General features: G+C 68.7%; 16 protein-coding genes. 9 read left to right on the top strand and 7 right to left on the bottom strand.

The annotated features are described in order from the left end of the window. Positions 1 to 80: 80 nt before the first annotated feature. The gene (locus ACGFNP_RS34410) at positions 81 to 1,268 is read right to left on the bottom strand and encodes a hypothetical protein (protein WP_393325747.1); all 1,188 of its coding nucleotides are present in this window, start codon (positions 1,266 to 1,268) and stop codon (positions 81 to 83) included. A 61-nt stretch (positions 1,269 to 1,329) separates the two neighbouring features. Further along, entirely contained in the window at positions 1,330 to 2,301 is a 972-nt protein-coding gene (locus ACGFNP_RS34405; RefSeq protein WP_393325745.1) for an SDR family oxidoreductase, read from the bottom strand. Between the two features lie 74 nt (positions 2,302 to 2,375). Between ACGFNP_RS34405 and ACGFNP_RS34400 the strand changes: the two genes are divergently transcribed. The 4 genes from ACGFNP_RS34400 (at position 2,376) to ACGFNP_RS34385 (ending at position 5,520) form a co-directional block, all read left to right on the top strand. Continuing rightward, positions 2,376 to 2,960 carry a helix-turn-helix domain-containing protein gene (locus ACGFNP_RS34400; RefSeq protein ID WP_358331656.1) on the top strand — a complete coding sequence of 195 codons (585 nt, stop codon included), beginning with the start codon at positions 2,376 to 2,378 and terminating at the stop codon, positions 2,958 to 2,960. A gap of 99 nt (positions 2,961 to 3,059) precedes the next feature. Continuing rightward, positions 3,060 to 4,280 carry a cytochrome P450 gene (locus ACGFNP_RS34395; RefSeq protein WP_358331653.1) on the top strand — a complete coding sequence of 407 codons (1,221 nt, stop codon included), beginning with the start codon at positions 3,060 to 3,062 and terminating at the stop codon, positions 4,278 to 4,280. An 83-nt stretch (positions 4,281 to 4,363) separates the two neighbouring features. Next, positions 4,364 to 5,149 carry an ArsR family transcriptional regulator gene (locus ACGFNP_RS34390; RefSeq protein ID WP_393325742.1) on the top strand — a complete coding sequence of 262 codons (786 nt, stop codon included), beginning with the start codon at positions 4,364 to 4,366 and terminating at the stop codon, positions 5,147 to 5,149. Next, complete coding sequence (locus ACGFNP_RS34385) at positions 5,146 to 5,520, top strand: VOC family protein (protein WP_393325740.1); 375 nt, start codon at positions 5,146 to 5,148, stop codon at positions 5,518 to 5,520. Before ACGFNP_RS34390 ends, ACGFNP_RS34385 begins: the two co-directional genes overlap by 4 nt. A gap of 16 nt (positions 5,521 to 5,536) precedes the next feature. Here ACGFNP_RS34385 and ACGFNP_RS34380 read toward each other — a convergent pair whose 3' ends face one another. The 3 genes from ACGFNP_RS34380 to ACGFNP_RS34370 form a co-directional block, all read right to left on the bottom strand. Next, positions 5,537 to 6,241, bottom strand: coding sequence for an expansin EXLX1 family cellulose-binding protein (locus ACGFNP_RS34380; protein ID WP_393325738.1), 705 nt, complete (start codon positions 6,239 to 6,241; stop codon positions 5,537 to 5,539). 99 nt (positions 6,242 to 6,340) lie between these two features. Continuing rightward, on the bottom strand, positions 6,341 to 7,117 hold the full coding sequence (locus ACGFNP_RS34375) for an SDR family oxidoreductase (protein WP_393325736.1): 777 nt from the start codon (positions 7,115 to 7,117) through the stop codon (positions 6,341 to 6,343). A gap of 188 nt (positions 7,118 to 7,305) precedes the next feature. After that, on the bottom strand, positions 7,306 to 7,488 hold the full coding sequence (locus tag ACGFNP_RS34370) for a hypothetical protein (protein WP_358331638.1): 183 nt from the start codon (positions 7,486 to 7,488) through the stop codon (positions 7,306 to 7,308). Between the two features lie 247 nt (positions 7,489 to 7,735). Between ACGFNP_RS34370 and ACGFNP_RS34365 the strand changes: the two genes are divergently transcribed. Both ACGFNP_RS34365 and ACGFNP_RS34360 read left to right on the top strand, forming a co-directional pair. Continuing rightward, the gene (locus ACGFNP_RS34365; protein WP_393326276.1) at positions 7,736 to 10,231 is read left to right on the top strand and encodes a polysaccharide lyase family 8 super-sandwich domain-containing protein; all 2,496 of its coding nucleotides are present in this window, start codon (positions 7,736 to 7,738) and stop codon (positions 10,229 to 10,231) included. Positions 10,232 to 10,376: 145 nt separating this feature from the next. Further along, positions 10,377 to 11,531 (top strand): glycerophosphodiester phosphodiesterase, encoded by a 1,155-nt coding sequence (locus ACGFNP_RS34360; RefSeq protein ID WP_358331635.1) that lies wholly within the window; start codon positions 10,377 to 10,379, stop codon positions 11,529 to 11,531. On the opposite strand, the gene ACGFNP_RS34355 is transcribed toward ACGFNP_RS34360, so the two are convergent. Further along, positions 11,522 to 12,157: a TetR/AcrR family transcriptional regulator gene (locus tag ACGFNP_RS34355; protein WP_393325733.1), complete on the bottom strand. Its 636-nt coding sequence runs from the start codon at positions 12,155 to 12,157 to the stop codon at positions 11,522 to 11,524. The genes ACGFNP_RS34360 and ACGFNP_RS34355 overlap by 10 nt on opposite strands. A 69-nt stretch (positions 12,158 to 12,226) precedes the next feature. On the opposite strand from ACGFNP_RS34355, the gene ACGFNP_RS34350 reads away from it, so the two are divergent. From ACGFNP_RS34350 to ACGFNP_RS34340, 3 genes are all read left to right on the top strand, one after another. Then, on the top strand, positions 12,227 to 12,592 hold the full coding sequence (locus tag ACGFNP_RS34350) for an SgcJ/EcaC family oxidoreductase (RefSeq protein WP_393325731.1): 366 nt from the start codon (positions 12,227 to 12,229) through the stop codon (positions 12,590 to 12,592). 85 nt (positions 12,593 to 12,677) lie between these two features. Continuing rightward, on the top strand, positions 12,678 to 13,382 hold the full coding sequence (locus ACGFNP_RS34345) for an SDR family NAD(P)-dependent oxidoreductase (RefSeq protein WP_393325728.1): 705 nt from the start codon (positions 12,678 to 12,680) through the stop codon (positions 13,380 to 13,382). 167 nt (positions 13,383 to 13,549) lie between these two features. Further along, a complete protein-coding gene (locus ACGFNP_RS34340; RefSeq protein ID WP_393325726.1) occupies positions 13,550 to 15,589 on the top strand; it encodes a GxGYxYP domain-containing protein in 2,040 nt (679 codons plus the stop codon). On the opposite strand, the gene ACGFNP_RS34335 is transcribed toward ACGFNP_RS34340, so the two are convergent. Further along, positions 15,556 to 17,022, bottom strand: a complete 1,467-nt coding sequence (locus tag ACGFNP_RS34335) for a serine/threonine-protein kinase (protein ID WP_393325724.1) — start codon at positions 17,020 to 17,022, stop codon at positions 15,556 to 15,558. The genes ACGFNP_RS34340 and ACGFNP_RS34335 overlap by 34 nt on opposite strands. Positions 17,023 to 17,485 lie beyond the last annotated feature (463 nt).

Raw genomic sequence — 17,485 nt, 5'->3', positions numbered from 1 at the left:
ATCTTTATTTCCTTCCAGCAAAGCCCGGTAATTCACTGGGTGGAGCTAGCAAAGAGAAAAGAACGCATTACCCGCGCGTCCTACAGCAGGATGCGTCTGTGCCTCACGTCCTGGCGGGGAAGCTGGACCCTGGCGAGTTCGCGCAGTGCTCGCAGCGCGCCGCTCCGCCTGGCCAGGGCAAGAGCCTGACGGGCGGTCTCGGCCGACCGCTCCCTCTCGTGGGCGTCGGCGTACGCGTGGGCCATGCGGGCCAGGGCGTAGGCGACGGCATAGGTCGGCTGCGCCTTCGGCGGTTCGTGTTCCAGGATCTCGATCGCGCCGCCGGCCTGGCCGAGATCGACGAGACAGCCGGCGCACAGCGCGTTGTGCGCTTCTGTCGGGTATGGCGGCGCGGCGCCGCATTCCTCCAGCGACTGTGCCGACTCCTCCAGGCGGCGATGACACATGTCCACGTCCCCGGCGAGGGCGTGACCTTGCGCTTCGTGGTCCCGCGACAGGGCGTCCACCCACGGCGGCAGGTGGGCGCGTTCGCGGGCGGCGACGGCGAGGTGGACGAGCCGGCCGGGATCGCCGATGTCGGAAAGACCGCCCCGCTGGGCGAGCGTGTAGGCCTCCAGCAGCGCGTCCGCCGCCTCACGCGCGTCGCGGATGGCCTCGTCCGACCACGCCAGCGCCTCGTCGGGGTCGCCGGCCTCGTGGTGCATGCGACTGATCAGCTCCGCGTTCTCCGCGGCGAGCATGAGGAAGGCCCGCCGGACGGGCGGACCCGCCTCGCGATGGAACTCCTCGATCCCGGCGAACACCGGCCGCAGCACGTGGATCAGGTCGGCGGGCCGGAGATCGGCCCGGGTGTAGGCGTCGATGGTGGCCTTGAAGTACTGGACGGTTCCTTCGTCGGCCCGCTGAGGTGCCTCGATCGCCCGGCCGGTACGCTCCTCCTCCTCGGCGGTGAACATCCCCGACCGCAGCGGAATGCCGGTGAGGTAGTGCCACAGAGTGGTGCCTGCCGCGTCCCCGACGAAGAGGTCCGACTCCGCCACGCCGAACGCCCGGCAGAGCAGCGCCGCGTACGCCTCGTCGGGCCGCCGCTCCCCGCTCTCCCAGAGCCGAATCATCGAGCTGAGCGTCTCCGGTTCGGGCAGTTGATCGCGCGACGTCTCGTCCGCCGCGTCGGCCAGCCGCCTCCCGAGCTCCCGGTGGCTCCACAGCCGTCCCCGGCGCAGGACCCGCAGACGCGCGGCCCAGATCGGAACATCGATGTCGACCATTGGCGTTCCCCCGACCGCCTAGGTGATTTGTATCTATTGTCCGCTTTCGGGGGTCGTCTCGTCAGTCCTGAGTCGGTAGATCAAAGTAGTGGCCCTTCTCGAGGTCGTCGATGAGCCCGGGTTGAGTCGGCTGCCAGCCCAGGAGTTCCCGGGTCAGCGTGCTCGAGGCCGGGCTGTCGGCCGAGAGGGGGCCGGCCAGCCAGCCGAAGTGCGCGCCCGCCTCCTCGGGAGAGATGGCGGCCACCGGCATGCCGAGCTGCCGGCCGATCACTTCGGCGACGGTCCGGATCGGCACGCCCTGGTCGGCGACGGCGTGCAGCACCGATCCCGCCGGGGCCTTCTCCAGCGCCAGGCGGAACAGGTGCGCGGCATCGAGCCGGTGCGCGGCGCACCAGCGGTTGGCCCCGTCGCCGGGGTAGCCGGATACGCCCTTGTCGCGGGCGATGCCGACCAGCATCGCCATGAAGCCGTAGTCTCCTTCGCCGTGCACCGTCGGGGGGAGTCGTACCACCGACGAGCGGACGCCGCGGGAAGCGAGGGCGAGCGTCAACTGCGCGGTGGCCAGCCGGCCCTGCGCACCGCCGCCCGGCAGCGCGGTGGCACTCTGCGCGCCGCTGCTCGGCTGCGCCGCACCTGAGTCGGGACCACGCCCGTCCTGTTCGGTCGCCACTCGCCCCGGCGCCAGCCCGAGCATCCCGGAGGCGAGCACGAACGGCCGATCGGAACCCGCGAGTGCCTCGCCGAGAGCCTCGACAGCGCGCCGATCCGCGTCGACGGCGCCCTGGAAGTCGCCCGAGAAGGCGATGTCGTGCTTGAACGCGAGGTGGATCACGCCGTCCGACGCGGCAGCCGCACTGCGCAGGCTGTCGAGATCGTCAAGCGTGGCGCGATGCACCTGCGCACCGGCCTTGGTGAGGGCGGCGGCCGAGGCGTCCGAGCGGGCCAGCCCGGTGACCTGATGGCCCGCGCCGATGAGCTCGGGGACGACGGCGGAGCCGATCCAGCCGGACGCGCCGGTGACGAAAACATGCATGAGAGAACCTCCGATGTCAGGTACTGACATCACTGTATGGCATGTCAGTCACTGTCATCAACTATGATCTGGGCATGGGGCGATGGGAGCCGAACGCGCGCGGCAGGCTTGAGCAGGCGGCACTGGAGCTCTATGGCGAACGCGGCTACGAACAGACCACGGTGGCCGAGATCGCCAAGCGGGCGGGGCTCACGGAGCGAACGTTCTTCCGGCACTTCGCCGACAAGCGCGAGGTTCTGTTCGGGGGGCAGGGCGCACTTCAAGAGCTCTTTGTGCACGCCGTCGCCGACGCGCCTGATTCCGCGGCGCCGATCGACGCGATAGCCGCGGCCCTGGAGGCCGCCGGTGCCCTGTTCCAGGAGCGCCGCGAACACTCCCAGCGGCGCCAGGCCATCATCGCCGCGAACGCGGAGCTTCGAGAGCGTGAGCTGATCAAGCTCGTATCACTCGCCTCGGCGCTGGCCGACGCGTTGCGCCTGCGTGGCATCACCGACCCGGCCGCGAGCCTGGCCGCCGAGGCGGGGATCGCCGTCTTCAGGATCGCCTTCGCCCGCTGGATCGACGAGACCGGCCAGTCGGACTTGTCGCAAGTCATCCGGGAGTCGATGGACGAGCTGAAAGCCGTGACCGCGGGCAGCTCTAGGGTGGACACAAGGTAACCATCTCGTTACTGATCACTGATATCTGTTGTTTGTAGACCCCAACCGCTATGTGATGTGATCACTGGATATTTACCGAGTTCCTGACTAAGGGGTCAAATGACGACTAGCCTCCCCTCCTTCCCGGTCATGGGCGAAAACCCGCTCGACACCTGCATCCGGTTCCGGGAGATCGCTCCTGTGGTCGAGGTGGAATTCCCGGGGGGCGTACCCGCCTACCTGGCACTGACCCACAAGGCGGTACGGGAGATCCTCGCCGGCGACAACAAGACCTTCCTCAGGGATCCCCAGCACTGGCCCGCGCTGCACGACGGCTCGATTCCCGAAGACTGGCCGCTACGCGCCATCATTCAGGGCGGTCACCTGTCCACGATGGACGGTGGCGACCACAGGCGGCTGCGCGGCCTGATCAGCAAGGCGTTCACGCCCGCCCGGGTGCAGGCCATGGAGCCGCGGATCCAGCAGATGATCGATGACTTACTGGATGAGGTGGCGGCCGCCGGTGACGGCGTCGACCTGGTTCCCGCCTTCACCGAGGCGCTGCCGATGTGGGTGATCTGCGAACTGTTCGGCGTGCCCGCCGAGGACCGGCTCCGGCTGCGAAAGTGGACCGCCACACTGCTGGCGCACACCACTCCGCCGGAGGTGGCGTTCGCGACGCAGAACGACCTCATGGCCTTCCTGCACGACCTCGTGGAGCGCAAGCAGCGCGAACCGGGCGACGACCTCACCACCGGCCTGGTTCAGACCCGTGACGAGGGTGACCACCTCACCACCGACGAGCTGGTCGGCGTACTGTGGATCATGCTCGTGGCCGGCCACGAGACCACCGTCCACCTGCTCGGGTACGCCATCGTCGCGCTGGCCCAGAACCCCGGCCAGTTGGAGCTCGCCAAGGCCGAGGACCGGTGGGCCGACGTGGTCGAGGAGACCGTGCGCTACCGCCACTCGGTGATGATGACCAGCTTCCGTTTCACGGCGGAGGACGTGACCATCGCCGGGGTGCACATCCCCCGAGGCAACGCCGTGGGTGTGGTTTACCAGGCGACCGGCGTCGACCCGGCGGAGCACGGCGAGAGTGCCAACCAGTTCGACATCACCCGCGAGCAGACCGGACACCTCGGCTTCGGTCACGGCCCGCGGTTCTGCATCGGGGCGCCGCTGGCCCGGATGGAGGGCCGTTTGGCGCTCGCCTCGCTGTACCGGCGTTTTCCGGAGCTCAGCCTCACGATCGACCCCGACGACATCCCGTACTCCCCGTCGTTCTTCACGATCGGCCCGCTGTCCCTGCCGGTCGACCTAGGTACAGCCACTCACTGACGCGCTGACGTCTGGCCCGGACAGCCCCTGGTTGCCGGGCCAGCCGAAAATCCATCAAACAGGTTTGATGTAACCTGCTGAGTGTGGTGTCCACGGATAGCACGGCCCCGGCGTTCGTACGCATGGCCGCCCACCCGCTGCGGTGGCGGCTGCTGACCGTGTTGGCCGCGAGCGACTACCGGGTCCGTGAGCTTGTCGACCTGCTCGGCCACCCGCAGAACCTGATCTCCTACCATCTGCGACTGCTGCGTGGAGCCGGGCTGGTCACCGCCCACCGGAGCAGCTTCGACGCCCGTGACAGCTACTACCACCTCGATCTGGAGCGCTGCGCGCACGCGCTGACCGCCGCCGGTGCCGCCCTGCACCCGGCGCTGCGCCTCGATCCCGCTCCACCATCGGCCACGACCGCCGAACTCTCGGCCCGGCCTCGCGTGCTGTTCGCCTGTACCGGCAACAGCGCCCGCTCGCCCATCGCCGAGGCCCTGCTCCGCCACCGCACCAGCGGTCAGGTGGAGGCGGCCAGCGCCGGCAGCCACCCCAAACCCCACGTGCACCCCAACGCCGTGCGAGTCCTGCGCGAGCACTACGGCATCGACATCGCCGGCCAACGGCCACGCCATCTGGATACGGTCGCCCACCACCATTTCGATCACCTGATCAGCCTGTGCGACAAGGTCCGCGAGGTCCGCCCCGAGTTCGGTGATCAGCCGCGACCGATCCACTGGAGCATCCCGGACCCCGCTGCCACCAACGACAACGATCAGGCGAGCTACCCCGCCTTCAGACACATGGCGGCGGACATCGACACGCGCATCCGCTATCTGCTGCCCGTTCTTTCCCACGTCACGAATACGGAGGTTCAGCCGTGACAACAGAGCTCGCCAGTGTCCGCTACATCGTCGACGACGTGGCCGCCGCCGTCCACTTCTACACCACTCATCTCGGCTTCACCCTGCGTACCAACCCCGCGCCCGCATTCGCCGACGTGGTCCGCGGCCCGCTGCGCCTGCTGCTGTCCGGGCCGGCGAGCTCCGGCGCCCGGGCCACGCCCGGCGACTCCACCGCGCCAGGCCGCAACCGCATCCATCTCGTCGTCGACGACCTCGACGCCGAGATCGACCGGCTGCGCACCGCCGGGCTGTCCTTCCGCGGCGACGTCATCGCCGGCCCCGGCGGCCGCCAGATCCTGCTCACCGACCCGGCCGGCAACCTCATCGAACTATTCGAACCGGCCCGCTGAACCGTAGCGGCCGGTGTCAGTACATCTTCGTGGTGGTGCGCTGGACCGCGGCGGGGGTCAGGCGGATGCCCTTGGCCGTGACCTGGTGGCCACGGGTGTCGGTGACCCGCACGGTGAAGGGGCCCTGGCCCGCGCCGGACTCGGCGATCCAGTAGTTGTAGTCGGCCCGGGCCAGTTTGCGCCACGCGCCGCCGGCGCTCTTCACCTCGACCGACGTGAGCGGGTTGCCGTGGTCGATGACCAGCAGGGCCAGCCACCACTGCGACGACCCCTCCTTGACGCGGAAGGACAGCGGGCTGCCGACGCGCGGGTTGGAGACCGGGCGGTAGGTGACCCCCACCAGGCCCTTGACGGGGTCCGCGACGCGGGCGAAGGCCGTACGGCTCAGGTCGATGTGCCCCGCGGCGCACTCCGGGCACTGGTCGACGACCTTGACCCGGACGGTGCCCTTCGGTCCGGTGACGTCCAGGTAGCCGCCGCAGGCGGCCGCGGCGGCGTACTCGCCGGGGGAGAGCGCGACGTAGAGGTTGCCGGCGGGAGGTGACGGATACGAGCAGTTGCCGCCTCCCGACTGGAGCTCGTACATGGTCGCCTGCCCCTTGATCGCCTTCGCCGTCACTTGGGCGGTCTCTTCGCTCCGGGTGGGTTGCGCCAGGGCAGGGGATGGGAGGAGGGAGATCGCGGCGAGCGCGGTGGCGAGAACGGAGGGTAAACGTCGCATCCGGGGTTCCTCTCGTACGGGACGGATGCGACAGTAGCGAAATCAGTGGATCACGGTACGGTAAAGCACTAGATATCCAGATGTGATGCTCAAGGCTTGTCACGTGAACAGTTCGCCGCCATTGACGTCGATGGTGGCGCCGGTGACGGCCTTGGCGTGGTCGGAGGCGAGGTAGACGACGGCGCGGGCCACGTCCTCCTCCGTGGCGATGCGGCGCAGCGCCATCGCCGAGACGTCGCGGGCGAGGATCTCCTCGAACGGCACGCCTTCCGCCGCCGCCCGGGTACGCATCCACTCCTCCAGCACGTCGCTGGCGATCCAGCCGGGCGCGACGCAGTTCACCCGGACCCCGTACGGCCCGAGTTCGTCGGCGAGGCAGTGCGACAGCAGGTGCGCGGCGGCCTTGCCAGCGGCGTAATCACTGCGCCCCGCGTAGCCCGTGCGGGACGACATGGAGGTGATGTTGACGATCGAGCCGGACCCCTGGGCCACCATGTGCGGCGCGATGAACCGGCAGGCCAGCAGCGTCCCATAGCCGCCGGTCTCGACGGCCCCGCGCCAGGTCTCTAGGTCGTCTACCGACATGTCGAGCACGTTCCTGCGGTGCGATCCGGGAAAGGCGGCGTTGACCAGCACGTCCACCCGGCCGAACTGCTCGATCACGGTGTCGGCCAGCCGCCGTACGTCGTCGATCCTGGTCACGTCGGCGGGGACGGCCAGCGCGCCCGGCACCTCGGCGGCGGTCTTCGCCACGGTCGCCGCGGTACGGGCGGCCACGACGACCCTGGCGCCCTCCTCGCTCAGCAGCCCGGCCAGCGTCCGACCCAGCCCGGGGCCTGCCCCGGTGACGACCGCGACCTTGCCCTCCAGCAGCACGCCACAACACTACCAAGCGTTTGCTCGATCTCCGCCGACCCGGCCGCATTTACCGCGTGCCCTGCCTGGGCTGCGCCACGCCATCCACAACGCGGACGGCTCACCCCGCGATGACTCGCACCACGGGGTGGCCGCGATTCCGTTGGAACGCGATCACGACGGATCGTCCACCGCAGCGGTCGCCTGGGTCAGCGTGCTCTGTCCTCGTCGTCATCGTCAGGGATGGGAGGCTCCGCCATGGTGGCGGCGGCCTGGGCGGCGATGGTCGTGCTCGGCGTGTCGGCCGCGCTTGCGGCCAGCGTGGTGAGCGCGGTCGAGCCGATGATTGCGGATGCCACCACGGCGGCGGCAACAAGAAGTCGTTCGAACATCAGAGATCACTCCGTAAGGTGATGATGATTCAGGGCTGACGGAGCGTCGACTTGGGCCCCCGGGAAGCGCCAGAACGGCGCATCGGACATTTCTCACTTTAGCGGGGGTGGTCCGCGGGGTCTCTCGGCAAGCGGCAAAGCACTGCAAAGTCCGCATGTCGCATTTTTCCCACCTTGGCCGACGGAATAGATCATGTAATGTGAGCCCGGCATATCCTCCAATGGCCTGGAGTCCGCCGTGCCGCACATGTCTCGCCGCCAGGTTCTCGCCCTGCTCCCCGCCGCCGGTCTGCTCACTGTCACCTCCCCCTCGCGTGCCGCGGCGGGCGTCGATCACGCGCGGCTGCTCGCCAACACGGTGGCGATCTTCGCGGGAACCCCGGAGATCAACGCCCGGCCCGAGGTCGCCGGCAATCTCGCGGCGATCCTCCGGACCGCCAAGCAGCGGCTGGCCGCCATGGACCAGGCGGGCGACGGCGAGCTGTTCTCCGGCCTGCGGCTCGGCACCGACGACGCCAACCTGCGACTGGCCTTCCAGTACCTGTACGAGATCGCGCTCGCGACCCGCACACCAGGCGGCGAGCTCGTCGATGACGCAGCCGTCCAGCGGCGGGTCGTCGACGGCCTGCTGTGGTTGCACCAGCGCTATTACGGCAACCAGTCGGCGGGCTACTACGGCAACTGGTTCAACTGGGAGATCGGCATCTCCACCCAGGTGAGCAGGACGCTGGCCCTGCTGGCCGAACGGCTCCGGGCGGAACGGCCCGACCTGACGGCGACCTACATCGCCTCGATGGACGCCTACCTGCGCAACGGCAAGAACGGCGACGTCGACCTCGACTCGCGCTTCCACACCGGGGCGAACCTGGCCGACATCACCGGCAACCGGATCCTGCAAGGCGCGCTCACCGGCGACGACGCCCGTGTCGGCAAGGCCATCTCCGACCAGGCCACCGTCTTCGCCACGATCGACCCCTACAACCTCCAGCACGGGGTCACCGACGGCTACTACCGCGACGGCTCCTTCATCCAGCACGACTCGGTCGCCTACACGGGCTCGTACGGGAAGGCCCTGCTCACCCGCGTCGTCCAGACCCTCAAGATGCTCGAGGGCGCGACGAGCGGCGGCACCTCCGACCTGGCCGGCGTGGTGTACCGCTGGGTCGCCGACGGCTTCGCCCCGTTGATCTTCGAGGGGTGGATGATGGAGATCGTCAAGGGGCGGGCGGCCTCGCGCACCACCACCGGCTACGCCGATGTCGGGGTGGTCGTGGAGGCCATCACCGACCTGGCCGACCACGTCGAGGGCGCGGGCGCGCTCGCCCTGAAGAAGTACGTCAAGTTCCTGCCGGCCGTCGACCCGGCCGCCTTCGTCTCCCCGATCAGTGTCGCCCGGTACGCGGCCATCCGCGCCGACTCCGCCATCCCGGCCGCCGACCTGAACCCGCCCGAGCGCTGCGTGGCGTTCAACGCCATGGACAGGACCGTCCACCGGCGCCCCGGCTACGCCTTCGCCCTGGCGCGCAGCTCCGACCGGATCAGCAAGTACGAGTACATGAGCGGCGAGAACCTCATGCCCTGGTTCCAGGGCGACGGCGCCTACTATCTGTACCTCGCGGGCGAGGACCAGCGCGAGGTCTTCGGCGTCGACTACTACACGACCGTCTCGCCGTACCGGCTGGCCGGGATCACCGCGCCGGTGCAGGAGCGGCGGACGGTTCCCGAGCTGTACGGCCGGCTCTGGTACGAGAACCCGGGTCACCCGCTGAACTTCACCTCCTCCTCGGAGTCCCAGAACACCTACGTGTACTTCCCCCGCGCCGGGAACGCCTTCTCCGGCGGCGCGACGCTCGGCGCGTTCGGCGCGGCGGGCATGGTCCAGTCCGACGACGCCGCGTACACCGCCAAACAGGCGGGCATCCTGCCGGACGACTTCGTCGCCTACCAGAACGCCCGCGCGACCAAGTCCTGGTTCATGCTCGACGACGAGATCGTGGTGCTGGCCGCGGGCGTCTCCGGCGAGGGCGGCCGCGACGCGATGACCACCGTGGACAGCCGCATCGCCGCTCCCGGCGACGCGGTCGTCCTCACCGGCGAGGGCTGGAACGGCAAGGCCTGGCAGACGGGCGACACCACACCCCCGCGCTGGCTCCGCTACGCCAACGGCACCCGCCGTACCGCGGTCGGCTACGCCTTCCTCACCCGGCAGCCCGTCGCGGCCGGGCTGGAGACGGTGACCCGCAGCCGCAGAGTCGTACGCACCTCCAATCCCGACACCAGCGTGACCAAGAACGTCTTCACCGCCTCGATCGCCCACCCCACCACCGGCTCCGTCCCCGCCCTCGCCTACGCCCTGGTCCCGAACGCGACCGAGGCCCGCCTGCGCGGCTACGCGGACGGCCGGCTGGTCGTCCTGGCCAACGACCGGCACGTACAAGCGATCAAGCACAAGACGCTCGGGATCGTCGCCGCCAACGTCTTCTCCGACGGCCCGCGCCACGCCGAGCGCCTGCTCATCGACGGCCCCGCCTCGGTCATCGTCCAGTCCGGCAAGCGCACGGTCGTCGCCCTGTCCGATCCCACGATGAAACGCGACCGCGTCTCCGTCGTCCTCCTCGGCGCGCCCCTCAGGCTCGACAAGGCCGACGAAGGGGTGACGGTACGACACGTACCGGGCGGCACCCTGATCCAGGCGACGACCCGCCACACCCACGGCCGCACCTTCACCGCCACCCTGCGCTGAACCGGCCCCCGGCGCGCGGTCTCACAGTGGGTTGTCACCGGAAATTTCGCCGTTATTGGCCCGAAGGCAGATTTCGGTCCTTACCATAATGCCCGCGGTGATCACCGGTGAAAGTCTCCGGTGCGGACACCGCCGGGAGTCTCACGTGCGAAAGATCGCAGCCACCACCCTAGCCGTCCTCATCCCCCTGGCCGGAGCGAGTGCGGCTCCGGCTTCGGCCGAAGCCGCACCCGACCGGTCCCAGGTGGTCATCATCGGCCACCGCGGCGCGGCGGGTCACCGTCCCGAGCACACGCAGGGCGGCTACGAGCTGGCCGTGGCCATGGGCGCCGACTGGATCGAGCCCGACCTGGTGCCGACCAAGGACCACGTGCTGGTCGTCAGGCACGAGAACGAGATCTCCGGCACCACCGACGTGTCGCTGCGCCCCGAGTTCGCCGCACGCAAGACCACCAAGGTCGTCGACGGGCGCAACGTGACCGGGTGGTTCACCGAGGACTTCACGCTGGCCGAGCTGAAGACGCTGCGCGCGGTCGAGCGACTGCCCGCGATCCGCCAGCGCAACACCGTATACAACGGCTACTACCAGGTGCTCACCTTCCAGGAGGTGCTCGACCTGGCCAAGCGGCTCTCGCGCCAGTACGGCAAGCAGGTCGGTGTCTTTCCCGAGACCAAGCACCCGACCTACTTCAGGTCGATCGGGCTGCCGCTGGAGGAGCCGCTGATCGAGACCGTCAAGCGCAACGGGCTGAACCGGCCGAACAGTCCGGTGGTGGTGCAGTCGTTCGAGCCGTCCAGCCTGAAGCGGGTGGCCAAGGACCTGCGCGTGCCCCTGTGGCAGGCCCTGGGCACCACCGGCCAGCCGTACGATCTGACGGCGGCCGGAGACCCGACGACCTACGCGGACATGATGAAGCCCGAGGGGCTGGCGAAGATCGCGCAGTACGCGCAGTGGATCGGGCCGGACAAGTCATCGGTGATCCCGCTCAACCCGGACGGCAGCTCGGGCACCCCGACGACACTGGTCTCCGACACGCACAAGGCGGGGCTGAAGATCGGCGTGTACACCTTCCGCAGCGAGAACCAGTACCTGCCCCTGCAGCTGCGCCGCGGCCAGATCGCGACCGACCACGGTGACGCGCTGGCGGAGTATCGTGCGCACCTGGACCTGGGCGTGGACGCCTTCGTTGCCGACTATCCCGACACCGCCGCACTGGCCAAGGCCGAGCGGGGCCAGCCGCACAAGCAGGTGCAGCCGAAGCAGTTCGACAACGGCCTGCCAGAAGAGGGTCAGGAGTAGCTGGACAAGGAGTCTTCCTCGGCGCGGCCGGGAACGGTGGCGCCGAGAAGGGCCAGGCAGTTCGTCCACAGGGCGTCGAGGCGTTGTGTGTTGTTGTAGAGCTTGGCGAAGAGCACCTGGCCTTCGAGCTGGGCGACGACGGATCGCGCGGCCTCATGGGTGTCGGCGGCGGTGACCTCTCCGCGCTCCCGGGCCGCGGTGATGACCTTTTCCACCATGCCGACCTGCGCCTCGAAGATCTGCTGCAGCCGTTCGCGGAGGGCTTCCGTCTGGTTGCTCATCTCCAGGGTCAGGTTCCCGAAAAGACAGCCCGAGACGGTGCCGCAGCTCTGCTGCCCGGCGCGCTGGTCGGCTTCGGTGGCCTCGAACAGCTGCCGGAGCCGCTGGAGGGGCGGATCATCGTTGCCCAGGATGCGGTTCCAGCCGCTGCGCTGGCCGGCCCAATGCTCGTCGATGACGGCCAGGGCGAGCTCCTCCTTGGAGTCGAAGAAGTAGTAGAAGCTGCCCTTCGGCACGCCTGCCGCCTTGCAGATCTCGGCCACTCCCAATGCCGAGTAGCCACGCAGCTCGATGAGTGTCTGCGCGGCGCTGAGGATCCTCTCCTTGGCGTCACTGGTACGTCCCATGTTGCCAGTGTACGACCGGTCGTCTACTTTTACTAGACCGGTCGACTACTCAGCACGAAGGAAGGCACCATGACCGATCCGATGCGCGAGATCCTGAACCGCTGGAAGGCCGCTTTCGACGGCCACCAGGTGGACGCGATGGCCGACCTGTTCACCCCGGACGCCCTCTTCCAGGGCTTCGGCCCCAAGGTCGTCGCCGGCCGCGACGCGGTTCGCGCGTACTACGACGCGGTGCCGGATGATCGCACCGCCGAGGTCACCGTGCTGAGCACGTACGCCATCGGCGAGGAGGTGGCCGGCGGATTCGCGGATGTCACCTTCCTTGACCCGACGGGCTGGGAAGTGCCGGTGCACCTTTCGCTGGTCCTTCGGCGCGATCAGGATGCGTGGCGGATCCGCCAGTACCACGTGTCCAAGGTCATCACGGGACACTGACACTTTGACGATTGTCGACCGGTCGTCTACGTTGATAGACGACCGGTCGGCTAGCACTGAATTCGCAAACACAAAGAAGGTCATCATGAGTCAGAAGGTTGCTGTAATCACCGGTGCGTCGCAGGGTCTCGGTGCCGGTTTCGTCGCCGCCTACCGCAAGCTCGGCTACGGCGTCGTCGCCACCTCACGCACCATCGCCCCCGCCGACGACGCCGACGTGGTAACCGTCCAGGGCGACATCGCCGACCCCGCCACCGCCGAGCGCGTCATCGCCGCAGCCGTCGAGCGCTTCGGCCGGGTCGACACTTTGATCAACAACGCCGGCGTCTTCGTCGCCAAGCCCTTCACCGAGTACACCGCCGAGGACTACGCGACCGTGACCGGTATCAACCTGGCCGGGTTCTTCCGCATCACCCAGTTGGCCATTCCGCACATGCTCGCTCAAGGCGGCGGCCACATCGTCAACATCACCACCAGCCTGGTCGACAACGCCGACTCCAGGGTCCCCGCCACGCTGGCCTCGCTGACGAAGGGTGGCCTGCAGTCCGTCACCAAGGGTCTCGCCATCGAATACGCGACCCGCGGCGTCCGCGTCAACGCCGTCTCGCCGGGCACCATCAAGACCCCGATGCACCCCGAGGAGTCCCACCAGGTCCTCGCCGGCCTGCACCCGGTCGGGCGGATGGGCGAGGTGAGCGACATCGTCGACGCGGTGGTCTACCTGGAGAACGCCCCGTTCGTCACCGGCGAGATCCTGCACGTCGACGGCGGCATGAGCGCCGGACACTGACCGCCTGCCGGCTCGTAGAACCGGCCAGGCGCGGAAACGGGCCTGGCCGGTTCTACGAGTCGGCAGGCGCATTTACACCATGGACAACATTTCGTCAGGCGGTTAGGTTCGCTGCAGATGACAACGATGTCAGTCCCGGTCCCTCCAGCGAGGAGCAGCGATCGCTGATGGTGTCACGACGTACTTTCCTCTGGGCGAATGGCGTGGTCCTCGCGGCCGGCGGCCTCGGAATCACCCTCCCCGGCTCTGCCGCCGCCACAACCCGTACCGCCGCCGCCCCGCTCCTGCCGAATTTCGGCCGTCCCACCCGGCTCGACGTCGCCGACGTCAGCGCGCTTCATGGGAACGACCAGCTTCTGCTGACCACCCTCCAGGGAATCGTCAACCGGCGGCAGCCCCGCCTCTACTTCAACTACGACAGCGCCGGCTACGACCTCCGCTGGCTGTCAAGCACCGGCGCCGCCGTGACGCGCCACGACCGGCCGCTCGACCTCGTGGCCCGCTACAAGAACGAGGTGCGCGGCGCGATCGTGCACGATCCCGCGGTGCCCGACTCCGTGAATGTCGCCACCACGCTGGCCGGGCTGGAGAACGCCGTCGCCGCCACCGCCGAGCAGGCCGGCCAGTACGGCTTCAGAGTCATCACCGACCTGCGCGGCCGTTTCAAAGCCGACGACGTTCTGGGAACGTACCGGTGGCAGCTCGACAACCTCTTCCCCCGCTGCACGCACGCGCTGCTCACCGGACTCCCGCCGACCAGGACGGCCCGGGTGGACGGCGTTCAGTGGCGGGAGATCGCCCGCGAGAGCGAGCGCGTCCGTGACGCCTCCAACCGGGCGGTACGCACCTTCGACCTGAGCCAGGAGCTTTCCGGTCAGGACGGCGTCTACCTGCGTTTCCAGGATTCCCTCGGCGACGACGGCTGGGGCGCCTCGGTCGGTTCGGTGAAAGTGAAGGCCGACGGCAAGGAAATCGTGTCCTTCATCCCGGGTACGGCCGCCGAAACCCCGTACCTGTTCGACGGCCTCAACTCCTCCATCGGCGGGGACGCCAACCGTTTCTCCGACGGTGGCGGCTATTTCATCTACCGATTCACCGCCCCGGCCGGTACCCAGCAGTTCCTGGTCGAGGTAGACCTGTGGAACCAATACCTGGTCACCGCCGCAACCACCGCGCCCACCCGCGTGGAGCCCTTCCCGTATTTCCGCGACTACGCGGCGGCGATGCGCGCGATGGTGTTCTGGCTGCCGCCCTCAGGCGAGACGGGCACATTGCTCGACGAGATCCTCAGCAAGGTGAAGCCCACCACCCCTTATGCGGGCTGGTTCTCCAACGACGTGGCGGGCGAATGGGGCGGCGTGGACCGCGCCTCGCAGCACGCCGTCGAAGTCGTGCCCGCCGACTATTACATGAACGCCACCGTGCACGCGGGCGTCCCCGCGAAGGTCTCCAACCGCGTGCGCCCAAGACCGGCGGCCACCCTACGCGACCGCGTCTACCTCACTCTCACTTTCGGCGAGGGCGACAACATCCAGTACTGCCAGCGCAGAATGCGCGAACTCTGGAACGACCCGAAACGCGGCGGCGTGCCGGTGAACTGGACCGTCAGCCCCCTGCTGGCCGACATCGGCCCCGCGCTCCTGGCGTACTACCAGCGCACGGCCACCGCCAACGACCTGCTGATCTCCGGCCCCTCCGGCGCGGGCTACACCTATCCGGGCTCGTGGCCCGCGAAGGACCTGGACGCCTACACCGAACTCAGCGGACGCTTCCTGCGCGGCACCGGCATGGACCTGGTCTACGCCTACAACTACCGCAACCCGGAGAACACCGGCTGGGTGGCGTTCGACGAGCGCATCGTCGGCTCGTACCGAAAGAACACCCCGTTACGCGGCATCATCCAATCGTGGGAAAGCGGCGACCTGCGGACCCGCCCGGCCGGCATCCCGCTGATCGGCAATTTCTCCCCACAGGGAAAAGCCCAGGAGTATCGCGACACGCTGCTGAAGCACATCGAGGGCTGGGACGGGAAGTCGCCGCTGTTCATCGCCGGCGCGATCAACGCCTGGAACTGGACCCCGTCCGACGTCGCCGAGCTCGGCGCCCTGCTCACCGACCCCTTTGAGATCGTCCGCGGCGACACCTTCTTCAAACTGCTGAACGACGACTTCACTCAGCGTTTGGCCTCCAACGCCTCGACGACGTAGGCGGTCGCGCGATCCACGGCGGTGTATCCGGCCCGCGGACCCCAGTAGTCCACGGATACCAGGATGTTCGTCAGGCAGAACGTCGTCCCGGAACGGTGGAACCCCGTGCTTATCTCAGGAGCCTTGCGCGTGTAGGCGAACGTCCGGTACCCGGCCGTCGAAGCGGACCGCTGCTTGGTCTTCGGATAGCGCATCTTCTCGTCCTTCATCGGGGTGCCGTCGAAGTTCGCCTTGCAGCCCTTGACCGTGGGGGTGCGATACGTGGTCAGCGTGATGCTCGCGCCATCGGCGCTCGACCATTGGCAGCGCATGGTGGAGATGAGCGGGCGCGTCACTGTACCGCTGAGCATTGTGCGTGCCTGCGCGGTGCTCAGCAGCGGGCAGGTCTTGGGCTGTTTGCGGAACAGTTTCACGGCCGTGGGCGAAGGGGCGGAGGAGGTGGAGCCGGTCGAAGGCAGCGTCTCCGTGCCGGGATCTTGGGGCACGCCACGCGTGTTCATCCAGATCACCAGCCCCGCCACCACGCTGAGCGCCGCGGCGGCCGAGCCGCCCATCAGGGCGATCCGGCGCTTCTTCACGGCACGCGGCCGGCCCCGTGGGACCGTCGGCACGGACTCGGGCACGTCGCCCCGGGCGACGTCCCGCAGCCAGACGGCCGCCTGCTCGGGAGTGCAGCGCCGGCCCGGATCCTTCTCCAGCAGCGCGGCCAGGACGGGCGCCAGCGGCCCCGCCAGGCGGGCGGGCGCGGGCTCGTGGAGCAGGACGGCCGCCATCACCGCGGCCGAGTTCATGCCGGAGAAGGCCGGGCTGCCCTCCACCACCGTGTACAGGGTGGCGCCGAGCGACCACAGGTCGGCCGACGGGCCGTCGGCTTCGCCGCGCAGCCGCTCGGGAGCGATGTAGCCTGGCGAGCCGTTGAGCAGGCCGGTCTGAGTCAACGCCACATCTCCGGCGAGGGTGGCGATCCCGAAGTCGGTGAGCAGAACGCGCCCGTCCTGGGTGATGAGCACGTTGCCGGGCTTGACGTCACGGTGCAGCACGCCCATGGAGTGCGCGGCCGTCAGGGCGTCGAGCACGTGCTGCCCTACCCATGCGGTCCGGCTGGGGGAGGTCGGCCCGTCCTGGCGGACGATCTGGTCGAGCGAGCGGCCGTTGATCAGCTCCATCACGATCCATGGCCGTCCGCCGTCCATGACGACGTCGAGGACGGTGACGATCGACGGATGGGAGCGCAGCCGCGCCGCGGCCCGCGCCTCGCGCAGGGTGCGCTCGGTCAGCTCCGCGCGGGCGGCCTGATCGAGCTCCGGCGGCAGACGCACTTCCTTGACGGCTACTTCTTGCCGCAGCAGCTCGTCAACGGCCCGCCAGACAGTCCCCATACCGCCCTGGCCCAGAGGTGACAGCAGGCGGTAGCGGTTCGCGACGACGGTCACGTCGTGTCGTAACCGGTGATCGGCGCCGTCCGTTCGTGGGCTAATCGCCTCTCCACGTTCATCTGCTCCCCCTCAGCTTTCTCGTCGTTCTTGTGTCAGCAGCTCTAGAACCCGATCGGCCCGCCACCTGCGTCCGGTGCACATGGTGATTGGACACGCGTGCGGCAAGGCTGCCACAACCCCCGCTGTGCGGCCTGAAGATCGGCATTCTACGGGTTCGTCCGCTTGGTCGCCTGGCCGGCGGACAGCAGGATCACCGGGCATCCCGGCAGTGCTGGTGTGCTGTGCCGCTTACCCAGTCCTTGTCGGGCTTGTCGCCATCCTTGAACTCCACGACGACAAGGTGGGAGGGGCCGGAGAAGTCGGCCATCACCGTGAAATGTTCCAGATGGCCTCAGGCCACGGGAACGACAGTCCCGCCAATGCGCCCGCCTCTTGTCCACGATGACGAGTCCCTGAGTGC

Origin of the sequence: Nonomuraea sp. NPDC049269, assembly GCF_043197155.1 — a bacterium.
Taxonomy (GTDB): Bacteria; Actinomycetota; Actinomycetes; order Streptosporangiales; family Streptosporangiaceae; genus Nonomuraea.
This window is presented reverse-complemented; position numbering and strand designations above follow the sequence as displayed.